20 protein-coding genes are annotated in these 18,177 nt (G+C 62.4%); 8 read left to right on the top strand and 12 right to left on the bottom strand.

Annotated features, from left to right (window positions below; genetic code table 11):
- Positions 1-637 precede the first annotated feature (637 nt).
- The 4 genes from N436_RS03095 to N436_RS03110 all read left to right on the top strand — a co-directional run bounded on the left by N436_RS03095 (position 638) and on the right by N436_RS03110 (position 2,440).
- Complete coding sequence (locus tag N436_RS03095; protein WP_003250099.1) at positions 638-1,042, top strand: TraR/DksA family transcriptional regulator; 405 nt, start codon at positions 638-640, stop codon at positions 1,040-1,042.
- 178 nt (positions 1,043-1,220) lie between these two features.
- Positions 1,221-1,415: a hypothetical protein gene (locus N436_RS03100; RefSeq protein WP_105945145.1), complete on the top strand. Its 195-nt coding sequence runs from the start codon at positions 1,221-1,223 to the stop codon at positions 1,413-1,415.
- A gap of 345 nt (positions 1,416-1,760) precedes the next feature.
- The gene (locus N436_RS03105) at positions 1,761-2,231 is read left to right on the top strand and encodes a hypothetical protein (RefSeq protein WP_060500527.1); all 471 of its coding nucleotides are present in this window, start codon (positions 1,761-1,763) and stop codon (positions 2,229-2,231) included.
- Entirely contained in the window at positions 2,228-2,440 is a 213-nt protein-coding gene (locus tag N436_RS03110; RefSeq protein ID WP_105945144.1) for a hypothetical protein, read from the top strand. Before N436_RS03105 ends, N436_RS03110 begins: the two co-directional genes overlap by 4 nt.
- 10 nt (positions 2,441-2,450) lie before the next feature.
- Here the strand turns inward: N436_RS03110 and N436_RS03115 are convergent, their stop codons facing one another.
- From N436_RS03115 to N436_RS03145, 7 genes are all read right to left on the bottom strand, one after another.
- The gene (locus tag N436_RS03115) at positions 2,451-2,816 is read right to left on the bottom strand and encodes a Na+/H+ antiporter subunit G (protein ID WP_016714985.1); all 366 of its coding nucleotides are present in this window, start codon (positions 2,814-2,816) and stop codon (positions 2,451-2,453) included.
- Positions 2,813-3,091, bottom strand: coding sequence for a K+/H+ antiporter subunit F (locus N436_RS03120; protein ID WP_003250109.1), 279 nt, complete (start codon positions 3,089-3,091; stop codon positions 2,813-2,815). The genes N436_RS03115 and N436_RS03120 overlap by 4 nt, the downstream gene beginning before the upstream one ends.
- Positions 3,088-3,576: a Na+/H+ antiporter subunit E gene (locus N436_RS03125; RefSeq protein ID WP_019098773.1), complete on the bottom strand. Its 489-nt coding sequence runs from the start codon at positions 3,574-3,576 to the stop codon at positions 3,088-3,090. Before N436_RS03125 ends, N436_RS03120 begins: the two co-directional genes overlap by 4 nt.
- Positions 3,573-5,252 carry a monovalent cation/H+ antiporter subunit D gene (locus N436_RS03130; RefSeq protein WP_110740402.1) on the bottom strand — a complete coding sequence of 560 codons (1,680 nt, stop codon included), beginning with the start codon at positions 5,250-5,252 and terminating at the stop codon, positions 3,573-3,575. The genes N436_RS03125 and N436_RS03130 overlap by 4 nt, the downstream gene beginning before the upstream one ends.
- Complete coding sequence (locus tag N436_RS03135; protein WP_003250128.1) at positions 5,249-5,593, bottom strand: Na+/H+ antiporter subunit C; 345 nt, start codon at positions 5,591-5,593, stop codon at positions 5,249-5,251. Before N436_RS03135 ends, N436_RS03130 begins: the two co-directional genes overlap by 4 nt.
- Positions 5,593-8,508 carry a monovalent cation/H+ antiporter subunit A gene (locus N436_RS03140; protein ID WP_110740403.1) on the bottom strand — a complete coding sequence of 972 codons (2,916 nt, stop codon included), beginning with the start codon at positions 8,506-8,508 and terminating at the stop codon, positions 5,593-5,595. Before N436_RS03140 ends, N436_RS03135 begins: the two co-directional genes overlap by 1 nt.
- 149 nt (positions 8,509-8,657) lie before the next feature.
- Entirely contained in the window at positions 8,658-9,608 is a 951-nt protein-coding gene (locus tag N436_RS03145; RefSeq protein WP_110740404.1) for a DMT family transporter, read from the bottom strand.
- An 83-nt stretch (positions 9,609-9,691) separates the two neighbouring features.
- Between N436_RS03145 and N436_RS03150 the strand changes: the two genes are divergently transcribed.
- Positions 9,692-10,255 carry a helix-turn-helix domain-containing protein gene (locus N436_RS03150; protein ID WP_110740405.1) on the top strand — a complete coding sequence of 188 codons (564 nt, stop codon included), beginning with the start codon at positions 9,692-9,694 and terminating at the stop codon, positions 10,253-10,255.
- Between the two features lie 47 nt (positions 10,256-10,302).
- Here N436_RS03150 and N436_RS03155 read toward each other — a convergent pair whose 3' ends face one another.
- The gene (locus N436_RS03155) at positions 10,303-10,851 is read right to left on the bottom strand and encodes a cysteine hydrolase family protein (protein WP_110740406.1); all 549 of its coding nucleotides are present in this window, start codon (positions 10,849-10,851) and stop codon (positions 10,303-10,305) included.
- A gap of 82 nt (positions 10,852-10,933) precedes the next feature.
- On the opposite strand from N436_RS03155, the gene N436_RS03160 reads away from it, so the two are divergent.
- Both N436_RS03160 and N436_RS03165 read left to right on the top strand, forming a co-directional pair.
- Positions 10,934-11,953 (top strand): GlxA family transcriptional regulator, encoded by a 1,020-nt coding sequence (locus N436_RS03160; RefSeq protein ID WP_105945138.1) that lies wholly within the window; start codon positions 10,934-10,936, stop codon positions 11,951-11,953.
- Between the two features lie 54 nt (positions 11,954-12,007).
- Positions 12,008-12,388 carry an antibiotic biosynthesis monooxygenase gene (locus tag N436_RS03165; protein ID WP_110740407.1) on the top strand — a complete coding sequence of 127 codons (381 nt, stop codon included), beginning with the start codon at positions 12,008-12,010 and terminating at the stop codon, positions 12,386-12,388.
- Here N436_RS03165 and N436_RS03170 read toward each other — a convergent pair.
- Positions 12,367-13,137 (bottom strand): S9 family peptidase, encoded by a 771-nt coding sequence (locus N436_RS03170; protein ID WP_110740408.1) that lies wholly within the window; start codon positions 13,135-13,137, stop codon positions 12,367-12,369. The two genes, N436_RS03165 and N436_RS03170, sit on opposite strands and share 22 nt — an antisense overlap.
- Complete coding sequence (locus tag N436_RS03175; protein ID WP_110740409.1) at positions 13,121-14,236, bottom strand: DUF3182 family protein; 1,116 nt, start codon at positions 14,234-14,236, stop codon at positions 13,121-13,123. Before N436_RS03175 ends, N436_RS03170 begins: the two co-directional genes overlap by 17 nt.
- Before the next feature lie 220 nt (positions 14,237-14,456).
- Here N436_RS03175 and N436_RS03180 point away from each other — a divergent pair, with 220 nt between their 5' ends.
- Complete coding sequence (locus tag N436_RS03180) at positions 14,457-16,265, top strand: aminopeptidase P family protein (protein ID WP_110740410.1); 1,809 nt, start codon at positions 14,457-14,459, stop codon at positions 16,263-16,265.
- Positions 16,266-16,304: 39 nt separating this feature from the next.
- On the opposite strand, the gene N436_RS03185 is transcribed toward N436_RS03180, so the two are convergent.
- Both N436_RS03185 and rhtA read right to left on the bottom strand, forming a co-directional pair.
- The gene (locus tag N436_RS03185; protein WP_016714998.1) at positions 16,305-16,586 is read right to left on the bottom strand and encodes a hypothetical protein; all 282 of its coding nucleotides are present in this window, start codon (positions 16,584-16,586) and stop codon (positions 16,305-16,307) included.
- 193 nt (positions 16,587-16,779) lie between these two features.
- Positions 16,780-17,667: a threonine/homoserine exporter RhtA gene (gene rhtA / locus N436_RS03190; RefSeq protein ID WP_110740411.1), complete on the bottom strand. Its 888-nt coding sequence runs from the start codon at positions 17,665-17,667 to the stop codon at positions 16,780-16,782.
- Positions 17,668-18,177: the final 510 nt, after the last annotated feature.

An 18,177-nucleotide genomic window follows, 5' to 3' on the forward strand; every position in this document is an offset into this window, starting at 1 on the left:
GAGCGCAGCGTAGGGGCCGGATGATGGGAGCGGACGGTTTTTGGTTCCTTTTTGCCACGACAAAAAGGGACCCGCCGTAAGGGCGGAAAGGTGACTGTGCGCCACCTTCGCGAATGAATGTCTACTTGATGTGAATGCCCACATCCAAGAAGCACGATTCTTCTGTTTTGAATCAGCGAACAGTCCGTTTGCGATGGCGACGCTGACTCACCTTTTCGCCCTTACGGCGAGTCACTTTTTGTCAAACGCGACAAAAAGTAACCAAAAAACGCTGCGCTCCCATCATCCGGCCCCTGCGCTGCGCTCCGGGGTTCCCTCACTCCGGCCTCCTGAAGTCGCGAAGATCAAGATCAAGATCAACAGCCAGATCAACAGCCAGATCAAAAGCCAGCCAAGGCAAGGGCTTGCTTTATAGTATCGCGCTGGCAATCGACTTGAACTGATGGCACCGACCGGCGGATTGTAAGCACCGGAAGCAAATTCGCACCCATTTGCAGTTGCTCCACGCGACGTGGCGCCTTAGACTGCCGCCCCCTGTAAAAGAGTGCCGGTTGGCGCTTGAAGAATTCCGCTGCCGATGCCAAGGCGTCGGCGGCACATGAATCGCCCAAATGCACATTTTTTCATAGAGAAATCGATGACCAAGGAACAGTTGCTGGCCATGTCGGCCGATGACTACATGAACGCCGACCAGCTGGCCTTCTTCACTGAGCTGCTGCAGGCGATGAAAGTCGAAACCCATGAGCGCATCGAGCTCAGCCGCACCACCATCGAAGGCCTGGACACTCCGTCGGACCCTGCCGACGTGGCTTCGGTCGAAGAAGAGCGTAGCTGGCTGGTCAATGCCATCGACCGCGACCAGCGCCTGCTGCCACAGCTGGAAATGGCCCTGGACCGTATTGCCGACGAAAGCTTCGGCTGGTGCGATGACAGCGGTGAGCCGATTGGCTTGAAACGCCTGCTGATCAGCCCGACCACCAAGTACTGCATCGAAGCCCAGGAGCGCCACGAGCAGCTCGACCGCCACCAGCGCCAGGTATAACCCCGCGCGCGGTGCCAAGCCCCACGGAGCAATCCCTGGGGCTTTTTGCGTTCCTCGCTGACGCCGTTTTTGTTGCCCCGTGCGTAACACTGCTGTACCGGCATGCGCTGTTTCCTCGCCACGAGCAGGCGTATCATGACTATATCGTTAGGGTGCTAATTAAGTTCCGGAGGGAATGATGAATAGCCGAGTCGATGTAGCCGTGATGATTGGTTCGGGGGTGCCGCCCACCCTGCAAGCGCTGGGCAAACGCATCTGCTGGGTGGTGCTGGTCAATGGCGAACGCCGTGGTACTGCATTTGCCACCCGTGAAGAGGCGTTGGAATGCCAGGCCGCCTGGCAGCAACAACTGAAGAAAGGGCTGGCTGCCTGAAAATGTTTATTGCCTCTCGACGGGTTTCGGTGTTTTCGGGCATATTTGTCCTACAGTAATGCGCATCGGGATGCCCGGCCTTGTGTTCTTGCAGGCCCGCTTCCTTGGTTGCGCTTTCTGGCGAGTGATCTCAGGCATCACGCTTCCCACGCCGGGAATGAGCCAAACGCCTTCGGTTGAGGGCGAATCTGGCAAACCAGAGTAAAGATTCCTGCACGCTGCATCGTCAGCGGGCACAGACATTTCGTATATCGCTTTATTACTCTTTTCGCCTATCGATAAGAAATGGCCGTGCCTCCCCGAGCTTGGGTGAGGGCGGGTTGTAACCGGTTGAGGATTACTTCATTGGCAGTCAGCACTCTTGATACCCATGCATTGTTCGCCCTCGGCGACTTGCGCGGTAAATTGGCCCAACTGTTCCAGGGCCGCTTCATCTATGTCACCGAACAGAATCCAGAAGGCCTTTACATGGCCGAAATCGACACCGAAAGTGCACTGGTGGTCGATGACAAGCAACGTCTGGAGCTAAAAGTAGGCGACCACTTCCGCGCTGCCGTATTGCCCAGCCGTGAAGGTGGCAAGCTGGAAATGCGCTTTCGCGAAATCAAGTTGAATGTGTATGGCGTGGGCGATTACGCCTTCGTTTCGGTGCCGGAAGGCGAGGGCATCGTGTTTCGTGAGGGCCAGGGCGTGATGCTGGTGTTCGCCGCACAGCAGCAAGTGCAGGAAGGCCTGGGCAAGTTGCTCAAGGCGGTGACCGGCAAGGTTGCCAAATGGCGCAAGGGTGAACTGACCACCTTCAAGGCCAGTGAGTGACCGGCCCTGACGGTGCACCTGCCTCGCGGGCTGAATTTCATCGGCAGCATCAGGCGGATGCCGTGGCCGAGGCCGAACGTTTGCTGGCCAGGCGCGAGGAATTGCAAAGCACCTGGCTGAGCTGGGTGGCGGGTGAGCTCTACCGGCTCGGCCCACCGCCTTATGTCGCCATGGTCCGGCGGGAGCTGCAGCGCCTCAGCCAAAGGTGAGGCGCAACCTTCAGTTACCGCGGTCGCGACCGCTGCTAACCTCTTCGGGCACCGGCTCTTTCGACATGCGCTTACGGAACAGCGCCGCCCGCGCCAGCAAGAGCGTGGTGACCGGCACGGTGATCGACAGCAGGATCGGAATCAGCCAGGCGTGCAGCACAGGCGCGTCCTTGAGCCAGGAAAAGTAGATGATCGAGGCCAGCGCCACGCACCAGGCGCCGATGGTTGAGGCCAGTGCCGGTGGGTGCATACGCTGGAAGTAATCTTTCAGGCGTACCAGGCCTATGGCACCCACCAGGGCGAACAGGCTGCCGGTCAGCAGTAGCACGGCAGTGACCACCTCCAGCCAGAAGGGCAGTACCAAGGTTTCGGTCATTCGATCACCTCTCCGCGCAGCAGGAACTTGGCCAAGGCAAACGAGCCGACGAAGCCGAACAGCGCAATCAGCAGGGCACCTTCGAAGTAGGTGTCACTGGCGTAACGGATCCCCAGCACCAGCATGGTCAGCATGGCCAGGATATACAGGTAGTCCAGCGCCAGCACACGGTCCTGGGCGGACGGGCCACGGAACAGCCGGATCAGCGCCAGGCCCATGGCCAGGGCGAAGATGAACAGGCTGGCGAGGACAGCATTGGCGAGCAGGCCTGTCATTGGAAGATCTCCATCAGCGGGCGTTCGTAGGTGTCCTTGAAGTGCTGGATGAAGGCCGCTTCATCGTCCAGGTCGAACACATGCAGCAGCAAGACGCTGCGGTCCAGCGCCAGCTCGGACCAGACTGTGCCGGGCACCACCGTGGTGATCATAGAAAGTGCCGCCAGGCCGTGCGGGTCGCGCAATGCCAGCGGTATGTGCACGAACGCCGAGCGTGGTGGCTGCTTGCCGGCACGCAGTACGCCGCGGGCCACCAGCAGGTTGGAGACGATCACATCGATGCCGACCCGGCCGATCAGCCGGGCAATGACCAGCGGCCGACGCACATGGGCATGCTGCGGACGCAACGGTGCCATCAGCAGCGGGGCCAGCACACCCAGTGCGGCGCCCAGCAGCAGATTGCCGGGGCTGACCGAGAGGTTCAGCAACAGCCAGAGGCCGAACAGCGAAACCGATAGCAGCGGGGCGGGGAACAGTCGGTTCATGGCTGGACCTGTACGTCGAGCGAGGTGGGGCCAGGAATCGGCCGGGCGGCCATCACGGCTTCGATGTAGGCGTCCGGGGCCTGCAGACTGGCGGCGGTGTCCTGGGTGTAGCGCAGCAACGGCTCGGCCTTGAGGCTAAGGACCATGCACAGGCCGAGCAGGATGACGATGGGCAGGCACTCATAGCGGCCCAGCACGGGTGACGGGCGCTCTTCGGGCTTCCAGAAGCGCTGTATGCCCACGCGACCGAAGGCGATCAGCGACGCCATGCCGGACAGGATCAGCAGTGCCACCAGGCCCCAGCCTGCCGGGCTCAACGGTTGTTCGGCCGACACGCCCAGGCCCTGCGGGTTGAACAACGCGCTGATCAGGTTGAGCTTGCCGACAAAGCCCGACAGTGGCGGCATGCCGATGATGAGCAGCGCGCAGGCGATGAAGCTCAGGCCCAGGAAGGCCATGGTCCATGGGATGATCTGGCCGATCACCACCTTCTGCTCGTCGTCGAGGTTGATACCCTTGGGCGGGTGCAGCGACTCCAGCGGGGGCGGCATCACGTCTTCTTCTTCGTCCAGGGGCGCCTCATTGGCCGAGCGTGAGCGTTCGACCAGTTCGGCGAGCAGGAACAGCGCGCACAGGGCCAGGGTGGAGTTGACCAGGTAGAACAACGCCGCACCGGTCAGCGCCGCCTGGGCAAAGCCAACCGCGGCGAGCAGGGTGCCAGCCGAGACCAGGATACTGAGGGCTGCCATGCGCTCCAGTCGCTGTGCAGCCAGGATCGATACCGCAGCCACCGCCAGGGTGGCCAGGCCGCCGTATACCAGCCATTCGCCGCCGAAATGCGCCGAGGCCCCGGCCTGCCCGGAGAACAACAGTGTCCACAGGCGCAGCACGGCATACAGGCCGACCTTGGTCATGATGGCGAACAGCGCAGCCACGGGGGCGCTGGCCGAAGCGTAGGCGGGCACCAGCCAGAAGTTCAGCGGCCAGATACCGGCCTTGACCAGGAAGGCCATCGCCAGGATCGCCGCACCGGCGTGCAACAGGCCACGGTCGGCCTCTGGCACCAGGGGAATCTTCAGGGCTAGGTCGGCCATGTTCAGGGTGCCGGTCACGCCATACAGCATGGCAGCGCCGATCAGGAACAGCGACGAGGCGAACAGGTTGATGGCGATGTAGTGCAGGCCGGCCCGCACCCGGGCGCGGCCCGAGCCATGCAGCAGCAGGCCATAGGACGCGGCCAGCAGCACCTCGAAGAACACGAACAGGTTGAACAGGTCGGCCGTGAGGAAGGCGCCGTACAGGCCCATCAGCTGGATCTGGAACAGCGCATGGAAGCTTGCCCCGGCACCGTCCCACCGGGCGCGGGCAAACAGTAGCGCACTGAAGCCGATAACCCCGGTCAGGGTCAGCAGCAGGGCCGACAAGTGGTCCACGACCAGCACGATGCCGAACGGTGCCGGCCAGTTGCCCGGCAGGTAAACGCCGATCGACGCTGCCTGCCCCTGGGTGCGCACCCACAGCAGCAGGCTGACGGCGATTGCCAGGCCGGCGAAGGTCGACAGCAGGTTCAGGCGGGCCTTGATCTGCCGGTGCTTTTCACCCAGCAACAACATGACTGCGGCAGTGACCAGCGGCAGCAGGATAGGCGCAACGATCAGTTGACTCACTCCATTCATTCGTCACGCTCCCGGCCATCCACGTGGTCGGTACCGGTCAGGCCGCGCGAGGCCAGCAACACCACCAGAAACAGTGCGGTCATGGCAAAGCTGATGACGATGGCGGTAAGCACCAGCGCCTGCGGCAGCGGGTCGGTGTAGTGCAGCAGGTCCTGTGTGACGCCGTCCTTGATGATTGGCTCTTTGCCGATGAAGAGGCTGCCCATGCTGAAAATGAACAGGTTGACCCCGTACGACAGCAGGCACAGGCCCATGATGACCTGGTAGGTACGGGGGCGCAGGATCAGCCACACCCCCGAGGCGGCGAGCACGCCGATGGCGACTGCAATCACTTCTTCCATCAGGCGGCTCCTGCTTGGCTGGTTTTCGCCGGGTTGCCCGGGCGGTAAGCGCGCACCGACTGGTGCGCCAGGGCCGTGAGGATCAGCAAGGTCGAGCCGACCACCACGGTGTATACGCCGACGTCGAAGAACAGCGCGCTGGCCACATGCACATCACCCAGCAGCGGCAGGTGCAGGTGGGCAGTGTGGGTAGTGAGGAACGGATAACCCAGCAGCATGGCGCCGACCCCGGTCAGGGTCGCGCACAGCAGCCCGGTGCCCATCCAGCGCAGCGGGCGCAGGCTCATCTGCGCTTCGACCCACTGGGTACCGGCCACCATGTACTGCAGGATGAACGCCACCGACATCACCAGGCCGGCGACAAAGCCGCCGCCCGGCTGGTTGTGACCCCGCATGAACAGGTACATCGAGATCAGTAGCGCGACGGGCAGCAGCAGGCGCACCAGTACGGCAGGCACCATCATGAAGCCCAGGGCGGTGTCGGTGGCATGCCGTGGGTTGATCAGGTCGGTGACCACGTCGGGTGCCAGCTGGCGCTGCTGCGCCGGCAGTTGCATGCTCTCTTTGGGGGGGCGGAAGCGGCGCAGCAGGGCGAACACGGTCAGCGCCACGGCCACCAGCACGGTGATTTCACCGAGGGTGTCGAAGCCGCGGAAGTCCACCAGCATCACGTTGACCACGTTGGTGCCGCCGCCCTGGGGCAGCGCACGGCTTAGGTAGAACGACGAAATGTCGTTGGGTGTTGGCCGGGTCAGCATGGCGTAGGACAGCACGGCCATGCCGCCACCTACCAGCACGGCCAGCAGCAGGTCGCGCAGGCGACGCATGCGCGCGCGCTCCAGGCTACCCGGTAGTGGCGATACGCCTTCGATACGCCGTGGCAGCCAGCGCAGGCCAAGCAGGATCAGCACAGTCGTGACCACTTCCACCACCAGCTGGGTCAGGGCCAGGTCAGGCGCGGAGAACCAGACAAAGGTGATGCAGGTCATCAGGCCGCAGACACTGACCATGATCAGTGCCGCCAGGCGGTGGTACTTGGCCTGGTAGGCGGCGCCGATGGCGCAGGCAATGGCGATCAGCCACAGTGCGACGAACACGCCCGAGCCCGGAATTTTCGGCCGGTCGCCCCAGCTCAGCCCGCTGTAGAGCATGGGCGTGAGGCCTGCAAGAAAGGCGGCGACCACCAGCATGAACAGCTGCGATTGCAGGCGGCGAGAGGTGAGCAGGCGCTCGACGCGACGCGCCAGCACCATCAGGTGAACCTGCCCGTGCTCGAACAGGCGCTTGCCGTTGAAGCGCTCGATCACCGGCGGGTAAGGGAAGCGGCCCAGGCGCAGCTGCTTGCGCAGCAACAGGTACAGCACGATACCGCCGCTCATGGCCACCAGGCTCATGATCAGCGGTGCGTTCCAGCCATGCCAGATCGCCAGGCTGTACTCCGGCAGGGTGCCGCCTACCACCGGTAGCGCCGCAGCGGCCAGCAGCGGGCCGACCGACTGGGCAGGGAAGATCCCCACCACCAGGCAGGTGAGCACCAGCAGTTCGACCGGCGCACGCATCCAGCGTGGTGGCTCGTGCGGGGTGTGGGGCAGGTCCTGGGCGGTCGGCCCGAAGAACACATCGACGGTAAAGCGCAGGGCATAGGCCACGCTGAAGGTACCGGCCAGGGTGGCGATCACGGGCAGGGTGGCCTCGACCCACGCGGTGGAACTGATGAATACGGTTTCGGCGAAGAACATTTCCTTGGACAGGAAGCCGTTCATCAGCGGCACGCCAGCCATCGAGGCGCTGGCCACCATGGCCAGGGTCGCGGTGTAGGGCACCAGGCGGATCAGGCCGCTGAGGCGGCGGATGTCGCGCGTACCGCTTTCGTGGTCGATGATGCCGGCGGCCATGAACAGCGAGGCCTTGAACGTGGCATGGTTGAGAATGTGGAACACCGCTGCAACGGCAGCCAGTGGGCTGTTCAGGCCCAGCAGCAGGGTAATCAGGCCCAGGTGGCTGATGGTCGAATAGGCCAGCAGGCCCTTGAGGTCGTTCTGGAACATGGCGGCGAACGCGCCGAGCAGCAGGGTGAGGGCACCGGCACCGCCGACGATCCAGAACCACTCTTCGCTGCCGGAAAGCACCGGCCACAGCCGCGCCAGCAGGAACACCCCGGCCTTGACCATGGTGGCAGAGTGCAAATAGGCCGATACCGGCGTGGGCGCTGCCATGGCGTGGGGCAGCCAGAACTGGAAGGGGAACTGTGCGCTCTTGCTCAGGGCGCCGATGAGAATCAGGGGCAGCAGCACCGGGTACAGCGCATGCTGGCGGATGGTATCGCCGGCAGCCAGGACCTTGTCCAGGTCGTAGCTGCCGACCACATGGCCGAGCAGCAGGGCCCCGACCAGCAGGCACAATCCGCCTGCACCGGTCACCATCAGCGCCATGTAGGCACCACGACGGGCGTCGGCGCGGTGGTGCCAGTAGCCAATCAGCAGGAAGGAGAACAGGCTGGTGAGCTCCCAGAAGAACACCAGCTGAATCAGGTTGCCGGAGATCACCAGGCCAAGCATGGCGCCCATGAAGGCCAGGAAGAAGGCGAAGAAGCGCGGTACCGGGTCTTGCGGTGACATGTAGTAGCGCGCGTACAGCGACACCAGCGTGCCGATGCCCAGTACCAGCAGCGAGAACAGCCAGGCGAAGCCGTCCATGCGCAGTACCAGGTTGAGCCCCAGGCTGGGCAGCCACAGGAACTCTTCGCGAATCACACCGCCATGGGCAACCTGGGGGTACAGCAGTGCTACCTGGACGGTACCGACCAGGGCTACGAGCCCGGCAAGAATGGACTCGGCGTTACGTGCGTTGTGCGGCAGCACGGCTGCCAGGCAACTGCCCACGAACGGCAGAAGCAATAGCACTATCAATGACATAGCGGCCTATTCTGGAGAAGTTTGCAAAGATCATACGTGCCGAGGGGGTGATCACCAACACGCAAGCTGTCGCAGAATCCTACAAACAGGCTGTGACAAGCTGTTTTTTTATAACATTTGTTTACAAAGCATAGCTGCTGTTAGCGACTTCACAGCTCCGCCTGGCGTTCGCCTTCATTCTGTACATCGCGTGCCTCGGTGGCCTCGCGTGGTCGACGTACTTTGAGCTCGCTCACCACCACCGCGATCACGATCAGCAGGCCACCGAGCAGTGCCACGCCCGGCAGGCGTTCGCCCGCCAGGCGCCCGACGATCCCGGCCCACACTGGCTCACCGGCGTAGATGAGCGTGGCCCGGGTGGGGGAAACCGACTTTTGTGCCCAGTTCATCGCCACCTGGATGACTGCGCTCATGGCGCCCAGGCCTACGGCGCTGCCCAGCAGCAGCCAGGAGAAGTCGGGGATACGCTCCTGGGTTGGCACGATCATCAGAAACGCCAGCAACGACGCGGTCGCCAGTTGCACCACGGTAACCCGGCGCACGTCGACCTGGCCGGCGTAGCGGCTGATCAGGATGATTTCGCCGGCGATGGCCACTGCGCTGACCAAGGTGACCAGCTCGCCCTCGCTGAAATGCAGGCTGCCGCCTTCCGGCCCGGCCAGCAGCATCAGGCCGATGAACGCCAGGCAAATGCCGATGCTGGGCATCAGGCCTGGCCGTCGGCCCAGTACCAGCCACTGCAGCAGTGGCACGAACGGCACGTACAGTGCAGTGATGAACGCCGATTGGCTGCTGCTGATGGTTTGCAGGCCCATGGTTTGCAAGCCATAGCCGAGCATGATCGATACGCCGATCAGCATGCCGGCCTTGAGCTCGGTGAAGGTCAGCCCGGGCAATGCCCGCGCCGAGACCACGCCCACGAACAGTGCAGCTGCAGCAAAGCGCAAGCCGACGAAGAACATCGGGCCGCTGACGGTCATCACGTTGTGCACCAGCAGGAAGGTGCCGCCCCACAACATGGTGATGAACACCAGCACCAGTTCAGCCTTGCTCAGGCGAAAGGTTACGGTGGGGGTCGGTTTGTTGCTGGCCTGGCTCATGGTCTTGCGCACTCGGAGGGGGCGGCGCACAATCGCCGCAAAGTGGGCAGTATACTGCGCAATCTCGACCAGTGAGCAATATAGTGCACAAAGATTCCGCGCACCGTGCATCGGTGCTTCAACATGTCAGCCTCAATGTGCGCAGCCTGCGCAACGCGGCTGGCATGAGCCAGACGACGTTGGCCGAGCGCTCCGGGGTTAGCCGGCGCATGCTGGTGGCGATCGAGGCGGGGGAAAAGAACGTCAGCCTGACCACGCTGGACTTGATCGCCGAAGCCTTGGGGGTGGCATTCAGTACCTTGATCCAGGCGCCTGATCGGCGTGATCCCGGGCGTATCGAAGAGCTGGCCTGGGCGGGTGAGCATCCGCAGAGCCGCGCAGTGTTGCTTGGCACCAGCCCGGCGCGGCGTGAGGTGGAGCTGTGGGAGTGGACCCTGGCGCCGGGTGAGTGCTATTCCAGCGAGGCCGATGCCGAAGGCTGGAGCGAGCAGATCTATGTGGCTGAAGGGCAGCTGACGTTGATCATCGAAGGAGTCGAGCATCGTCTGCTGGTGGGGCAGTTCCATGTGTTCCCCAGCAACTGCCGGTATGCGTACCGCAATGATGGGGCGATGGCGGTGCGGTTCGTGCGTAATGTGGTGATTTGAGCCTGTAGCTTTGGGGCTGACGCGTAGCCCCAAAGCTTTCGAGCCGATCAGCCTTCAAGCAACTCATCGGTCCTCACGACCTTGGCATAGGCAAATGCCAGCGCCGCCATCGCCGAATCATGAACCTGCGCCGCCGGTACCTGCCTGCCGTCGAACTCCAGCGGCAGGGTCGCACAGGCATCGTGCACCACGGTCACCTGGTAACCCAGGTCGGCCGCAGCACGGGTGGCGGCATCGATGCACATATGGCTCATGCTGCCGACGATGGTCAGGGCCTCGACGCCATGTCGGTCCAGCGTGTGCTCAAGGTCGGTACCGAGGAAGGCGTTGACCTTGTGCTTGAGCACCACCGGCTCGCCTGCTGCCGGTTCGACCTTGGAATGGATCGCCGAACCCTGCGAGCCCGGTGCAAAGAAGGGTGCATCGGCACTTTCGAACTCATGGCGCACATGCACCACCAGGTCGCCGCGCTGGCGTGCGGCTGCCAGCAGCCGGGCAGCGTTGTCGGCCGCCTGGTCGGCGCCATCGAGGGTCCATTTGCCGCCCGGGAAATAGTCGTTCTGGATGTCGATGATGATCAGCGCCTGCTTGCTCATGCTGCCTCCTGTGGCAGTAGTCGTTGGTAGGCGTTAGTTATAGGCTGTGTGCACGAACCTGAGGATTGGCGCGAACGACACTATGCGGGCAAAAACTGACATCCCTGCCAGCCTGGACATCGGCCTGCTGCTGTACCCTGGCGTGCAGCGCGCGGCCGTATATGGCCTGGCCGACCTGTTCCTGGTGGCCAACCGGGTTGCGGCCGAACTGGGGGCTGTCGAGCTGCCGCACATTCGCGTCAGCTTCTGGCAGGCCGATGAGGCAGGGCAGTTGCTGCCAGCCCCGGATAGCTCAGCGACTGCTGCACCGGGCCTGGGTGTATTGATCATTCCGCCAAGCCTGGAGTCGGCCCCGCAAGCCGAGCTGCTTGACCGTCACCGCGCGTCGCTGTGCCAGTTGCACGGGCGCGGTACGGTGCTGGCGTCGGTTTGCATCGGGGTGTTTTTCATTGCCGCCAGTGGGCTGCTCGACGGGCGCCCGGCCTGCACCCACTGGAACTACGTGCATGCCCTGGCCCAGCGCTTCCCCAAGGTGCGGGTAGAGGCCCGGCAGCCGTTGCTGGACGACGGCGATATCGTGACCTCGGCAGGGTTGATGGCCTGGACTGACCTGGGCTTGCGCCTGCTGGAGCGATTTCTTGGGGCGACGGTGGCGCGAGAGACCGCTCGCTATCTGGCAGTCGAGCCGACGACAGCGCCCTTGCCCGGAGCACTGTTCAGCCCGCGCCTGGACCACGGCGACGAGGCCGTGTTGAAGGTGCAACATTGGTTGCAGGGCAATGGCGGGCAGGAGGCTGACCTTGCGGCGATGGCTGCGTGCGCGGGGCTGGAGGCGCGCACGTTCCTGCGGCGCTTTCGTGCCGCCACCGGGCTGCGCCCGACCGAGTATTGCCAGCAGGTGAGGGTAGGGCGAGCCTGCCGTTTGCTGGAGTTCACCCGGCGCAACGTCGAACAGATTGCCTGGGGTGTCGGTTACCAGGACCCGGGTGCGTTTCGCAAAGTGTTCCAGCGCATTACCGGCCTGACCCCGAGTGACTACCGGCGGCGTTTTGCGGTATCAGGTGAGGGTGCGCATAAACCCCTTGACCTTGACTTTACTTGAGGTTTTACCCTGCTCGGCATCGCGCTGCATGCGTCCATTACCAGGAGACCGCCGATGTCGGCAAGCCCTAATGCCCTTTGGTTCACCCAGATGATCGAGTACGAAGTGCCCAGCATGTGCCAACAAGCATTGGCTCAGGCCTTGGTGGCGCGCAGCGAAGCGCTTGCTGCGCGCTGTGAAGGGCTGCAGGGTGTCAGTGTCCAGGCCAGTGACGATGGCAGCCGGGTGCTGCAATGCCTGCAATGGCAGTCACGCCAGGCTTGGTCGGCGGCGGCCGTGTACTTCGTCGAGGAACCCTTCCTTGAGCTGCTGGGGCAGCATCAGGCGCGTGGGGTGAACTTTGCAGCCTACCAGACGCTGCGTAGTCTGGTGCGCGGCGCCGATGGCGGCCTGCATTGTCAGGTGGGCGAGCTTCAGGCATACCAAGGCGCGTAATGCGGGTAGCGGTCCAGTCGGGCACCGATGACCATTTCGCTGATCCAGGCTGCCAGGATCGAGCTGTAGGCTTTCTGGCTCTGTTCGCTGGACAGCGCGTGATCGGCCCCGTCGACGATGCGATGGGTGAGCGAATGGGCGCTGATGAATGCCGAGCGGTAGCTCATCAGTGTGCTGTGCGGTACATAGTCGTCCTGTTCGGACTCTACCAGCAAGACGTCCCCGTCGAACTCGGCGCACGCTGCCAGTGCACGGTTGTCAGCCGGGCCAAGCGATTGCTGCCGGTAGGCGTTCAGGCGTTGGCGGTCGAGGGTTTGCTTAGGGGTGTTCCATTCGTCGTCCCAATACATGGCGGGTACCCGCAGGGCCAGCCATTTGACTGGCCGTTCGCGGGTCAGCAGCGTTGCCAGGTAGCCACCATAACTGCTGCCGATGATGGCGATGGCGCTACTGTCCACGGCTGGATGGCTCAGCAGCCGGTCGTAGGCCACCATCAGGTCATGCAGGTTTTGTTCACGCGTGACTGTCAGGCGTTGGCTTTCGGTCTTTTCGTGCCCGCGAAGGTCGAAGGTCATGCACACGCAGCCCAGTCCGGTGATGTGCCGGGCCCGGGCCAGATCACGCTGCTGGCTTCCGCCCCAACCGTGCACGAAGAGGATGCCCGGCATCTTGCTGCCGGGGCTGACCAGGGTGCCGACAATGCTGTCGTTGTCGACTTGCAGTTCAACGGTTTCACTCTGAACGGCCATGTTCGCGAATCCGTGCAAATTTGCTGAGTTGTCCGAGTTCACTGTCGTTTCCTTGGTAGAAGAGGGTGGCATCAGCGGGCAGGTCGGGCGTGCCGAACACTTCGTGGGTGGAAGCACGCACCCGCTGCAATGCCGGGTCATCGGCAAATGCCTGCAGGGCCAGCAGCTCGGCACTGCTGGCACCGCCCAAGCGCCAGGATTGCTCAAGCACACCGCTACGCAGGTGGCCCTGAGGGCTCAGGCCGCGAGCGATGTCGTAGTTGCGCCGCGAGGCGATGAAGCCAGGGAAGTGCTGCTCGGCAGCCTGCTCGTAGGTCATGGCCTGGTTGATCGCCAGGCGCAGGTGGTCTTCCAGGGGGAGTTGCAGCAGCGCCTGATAGTCGCCACGTACCACCACAAGGTCGGAGCCGCCATACACCTCGATGCCCTGGTGGTCATGGGTCAGTTGTTGGGTACCGTGATAGCTGCATGTCAGCCCCGCGACGCGCACTTGGCCGACGCTGAAGGTTTTTACGTCGTTCAGGTCTTCTTCGAGTACCAGCCCCCACACGGCCAGCGCCTGTTCGTCCATATCGTCCAGTAGGGGTTCCAGTGCGTCCGCAGTGCTGATGACCTGTTGTCCGCGGCCTGCGCTCGCCAGTACCGGCTTGACCCGTAGCGGGCCGTCGAGCAGCAGCAACTGTGCGGCAGTGCGCGCATCGGCTTTGCTGAACACGGTGTAGCCGCGCAGCAGGGCGTCACAAGCCTGTTGGGCGAAGGCATCGGTCCAGCCCGGTGGGAAGCTGGCCTTGGCCGGCAACGGGTGGGAGATTGCCTTGGTCGCCATGTGGGGGTAGGACACCAGGCCGCCAAACAGGTCCTGTTCGCCAAGAATACCCAGGGCGGCATAGCGCCTGTGGTCGATCAGGGTCTCGGTGGGCACGAAGTAGTAGCCATCGTTGGCGTTGGCCTGCTGCCTGGGCACATGTGGACAACCCAGCAGGCGGGCGAGGCCGTCGGCAAGCTTGAGGTGCACGGCGTGCTCATGCTCGGGCGTTTGCTCGCGGGTGTTGAGCAGCACCACGCCGGTTTTCGAATGCCAGGCATTGGGCATGGTCATTTGCCTGTGGGCAGTGAGTGTACTGTGTGTGAAGCCGCCCCTTTGCGGAAGTTCAGCGGGACTTGATCGGTGGTCCTGAGCTCCTTGTAGGAAGTGTCTGATTAGCACAAGGCGTGGCGGGCAATGCATGCCGTGTCTTGGTCGTCGCGATTGCAGGGTTCTGGCGGCTGTTCCATTATCGGCACATTGGATCAACCGTGATGTTGCCGCAGGAGAGCGCATGAACGTCCAGACCACCCTTGAGCAAAGCGTGCCACAGCGCCTGGCGCGCGTGCGCCAGGCCATGGCGGCAGAGGGCATCGATGCCTTGCTGGTGCCTTCGGCCGACCCCCACCTTTCCGAATACCTGCCCGGTTACTGGCAGGGGCGTCAGTGGCTCTCGGGTTTCCACGGCTCGGTCGGCACACTGGTAGTTACCCCGGGGTTTGCCGGCTTGTGGGTCGATAGCCGCTACTGGGAGCAGGCGGAACATGAGTTGGCTGGCAGCGGCATTGAGCTGATGAAGCTTTTGCCGGGCAAACCCGGGGCACTGGAGTGGCTGGGTGAAAACGTCGAGCTCAACGGCAGTGTCGCGGTGGATGGTGCGGTCATGGCGTTGGCTTCGGCGCGCCAGTTGGTCGAGCGGTTGAAAGTGCGTGGTGCGCGGCTGGTGACTGACAAGGACTTGCTGGGGCAGGTCTGGGATGGGCGCCCGGCGTTGCCCGGCAACCCGGTGTACCAGCACTTGCCACCTCATGCCACGGTGAGCCGGGCGGAAAAACTCGCGCAGTTGCGCCAAGGCATGCAAGCCAAGGGCGCGGACAGGCATTTCATTGCGACCCTCGATGACATCGCCTGGCTGTTCAACCTGCGTGGCAGCGATGTTTCCTACAACCCGGTGTTCCTGGCCTTTGCCTTGATCGATCAGCAGCAGGCCATCCTGTTCGTTGGCCAAGACAAGATGGATGCGCATTTGCGCCAAGTGCTGGCAGTCGACGGCATCGAGGTGCGCGACTACAGCGAGGCTGGCAAGGCTTTAGGTGCCGTACCGGCCGGCAGCAGGTTGCTGGTGGACCCGGCACGGGTCACCTGTGGCCTGCTGGAAAACCGTTCGGCAGGGGTTGTGCTGATCGAGGGGATCAACCCCACCACCCTGAGCAAGTCATGCAAAGGTGATGAAGACCTTGTTCACATCCGTCAGGTCATGGAGCAGGACGGTGCTGCCTTGTGCGAATTCTTCGCCTGGTTCGAGGCCAGCCTGGGCAATGAGAAAATCACCGAGCTGACGATTGACGAGCGACTGAGCGCCGCCCGTGCCCGGCGCCCGGGTTTCGTATCGCTGAGTTTCTCGACCATTGCTGCCTTCAATGGCAACGGTGCCATGCCGCATTACCGCGCTACCGAGCAGTCGCACGCGGTCATCGAGGGCGACGGGCTTTTGCTGATCGATTCGGGCGGGCAGTACCTGGGCGGCACCACCGACATCACACGCATGGTGCCGGTGGGCAGCCCCAGCCACCCACAGAAGCAGGATTGCACCCGGGTACTCAAGGGCATGATTGCCCTGTCGCGTGCCACCTTTCCGCGTGGGGTGCTGTCGCCGTTGCTCGACGCCATTGCTCGTGCACCGATCTGGGCAGACCAGGTGGATTACGGTCACGGTACCGGGCATGGGGTGGGCTACTTCATGAATGTGCATGAAGGGCCACAGGTCATTGCCTACCAGGCGGCACCTGCACCGCAGACGGCGATGCAGGCGGGCATGATCAGCTCGATCGAGCCAGGTACGTATCGCCCGGGGCAATGGGGTGTACGCATCGAGAACCTGGTGGTCAATCGCGAAGCCGGCAAGAGTGCATTTGGCGACTTCCTGAACTTCGAGACGTTGACATTGTGCCCGATCGACACCCGGTGCCTGCTAGCCGAACAGCTGTCAAAAGAAGAAGTGGAGTGGTTGAACCGCTATCACGCCACGGTGCGTGAGCGCCTGGCGCCGTTGCTCAAGGGTGACGCTTTGGTCTGGCTAGAGACGCGTACCGCGCCGCTGTAACGGCAAATGAAAAGGGCAGCTTGTGAGCTGCCCTTTTTTCTACTTGCAGATGACGATCATGCTGCGGCTGGTGTAACCCGCCGGGTTGATGCCGAACAAGTAGTCGCCGGCTTCTTCATCGCTGTCGCCCGAGCGTGCGATAACCCGGTAGCCGCGTGTGCTGCAAGAGCTCGCGGCTTTGCTGTAGCAGTTGTCCCACGAAGAGGAAAGGCCGGAGCAGTTGATATGCAGGCCCTTCTTGCCCCTCTTGACCTCAGTCTTGGCCGTGGCGGCACATCCAGCAATAGCCAAGATGGCCAGGATGAGAAAAATACGTTTCATTCCTGTCCTTAAATGCAGGGCCGATCAGCTGTCGTCTGGCCCTGTCGTTATCGCTTCGGTTCTTCCTGAAATTTCCCCAGCGTCCCTGTTCGGTCCAGTAGATAGCGTAAAGATGATGATTCTGTGACAGCTTAATCAGCGAGACGGGTCGCTACAATCTTTAATCCTGTCTCAAATGAAAATATTTCTCATATCAGTCTGCCGCGACGGCTGGGGTGGGCTCCTTGCGCATGGACAGCGTGGTGCCGACAGAGGCCGTAATGATTGCCAGAATCGCCAGCCATTGGGTAATCGTCAGCACTTCGCCCAGAAAGAGCAGGCCGGACAACGCCCCGAACGCCGGTTCGATGCTCATCAGGGTGCCGAAGGTACGAGCCGGAATGCGCGTGAGGGCAACCATCTCCAGGCTGTAAGGCAGTGCTGTGGACAGTATCGCCACGCCCAGCGCCATGGGGATGACCGCGGGCGTGAGCAGCGCACTGCCCGCGTGGACAATGCCGATGGGGGCGACGAACAGTGCAGCGACCACCACGCCGAGCGCGGCGCTCTGGATGCCGTGTTCGGCCCCGGCACGCTGGCCGAACAGAATGTACAGGGCCCAGCACACGCCAGCACCCAGCGCGTAGATAGCACCGGCCGGGTCGAGTGCCTGGCCACTGTGCCCTGCTGGCAGCAACAGCAGCAGGCCGGCGATGGCCAGGGCAATCCACAGAAAGTCGATTGGCCGGCGTGAAGAGAAGATCGCCACGGCGAGCGGCCCGGTGAACTCCAGTGCAACGGCAATGCCGATGGGCACCGTTTGCAGCGCCATATAGAAGAGGAAGTTCATGCCACCCAGGGCCATGCCATAGATGACCACGTTACGCAGGGTGTTGGCGGTCATGCGTACCCGCCACGGGCGCAATATAAGCAGCATGATGATGCTGGCGAATATCAGGCGCAGGGCGGTGGTGCCTTGTGCGCCGATAATGGGAAACATGCTTTTGGCCAGGGAGGCACCCGATTGAATCGATGCCATGGCGATAAGCAGCAGCCCAATCGGGAAGAGGGTGGCGGCCAGGCTGCGGGGCTGGGTGTTCATTTCTGTGCGGCGATCCTTGGGCGGGGTGGGTGATGAGCAATATAGTGCGCAATTGATGGGGCGCGTGGTAGCCCTGAAGCGCCTTCGGCATAAATATTTCAAAACATTGAAATTAAGGGTTGACCTCCTTGAAGGCGGCCCTATAATGCGCACCACTCCAACGCGGTAGCGAAGCAAAGCTAGCCACCCTGTTGAGTCAAGTGTTTGAAGCTAAACGAGTTTCTCGCAAAAAACTTCAAAATAAACGCTTGACAGGCTCTGAGGAAAGCGTAGAATGCGCGCCTCGGTTGAGACGAAAAGCTCTTAACCAAACGCTCTTTAACAAATCGAATCAAGCAATTCGTGTGGGTGCTTGTGAGTACGGACTGATAGTCAAAAAGATTATCAGCATCACAAGTGGCCATGCGAGAAATCACATAGTCATTTGAGATTGCTGAGCCAAGTTTAGGGTTTCTTAAAAACCCAAGCAGTATTGAACTGAAGAGTTTGATCATGGCTCAGATTGAACGC

Origin of the sequence: Pseudomonas sp. RV120224-01b (assembly GCF_003208145.1) — a bacterium.
GTDB classification, from domain to species: domain Bacteria; phylum Pseudomonadota; class Gammaproteobacteria; order Pseudomonadales; family Pseudomonadaceae; genus Aquipseudomonas; species Aquipseudomonas monteilii.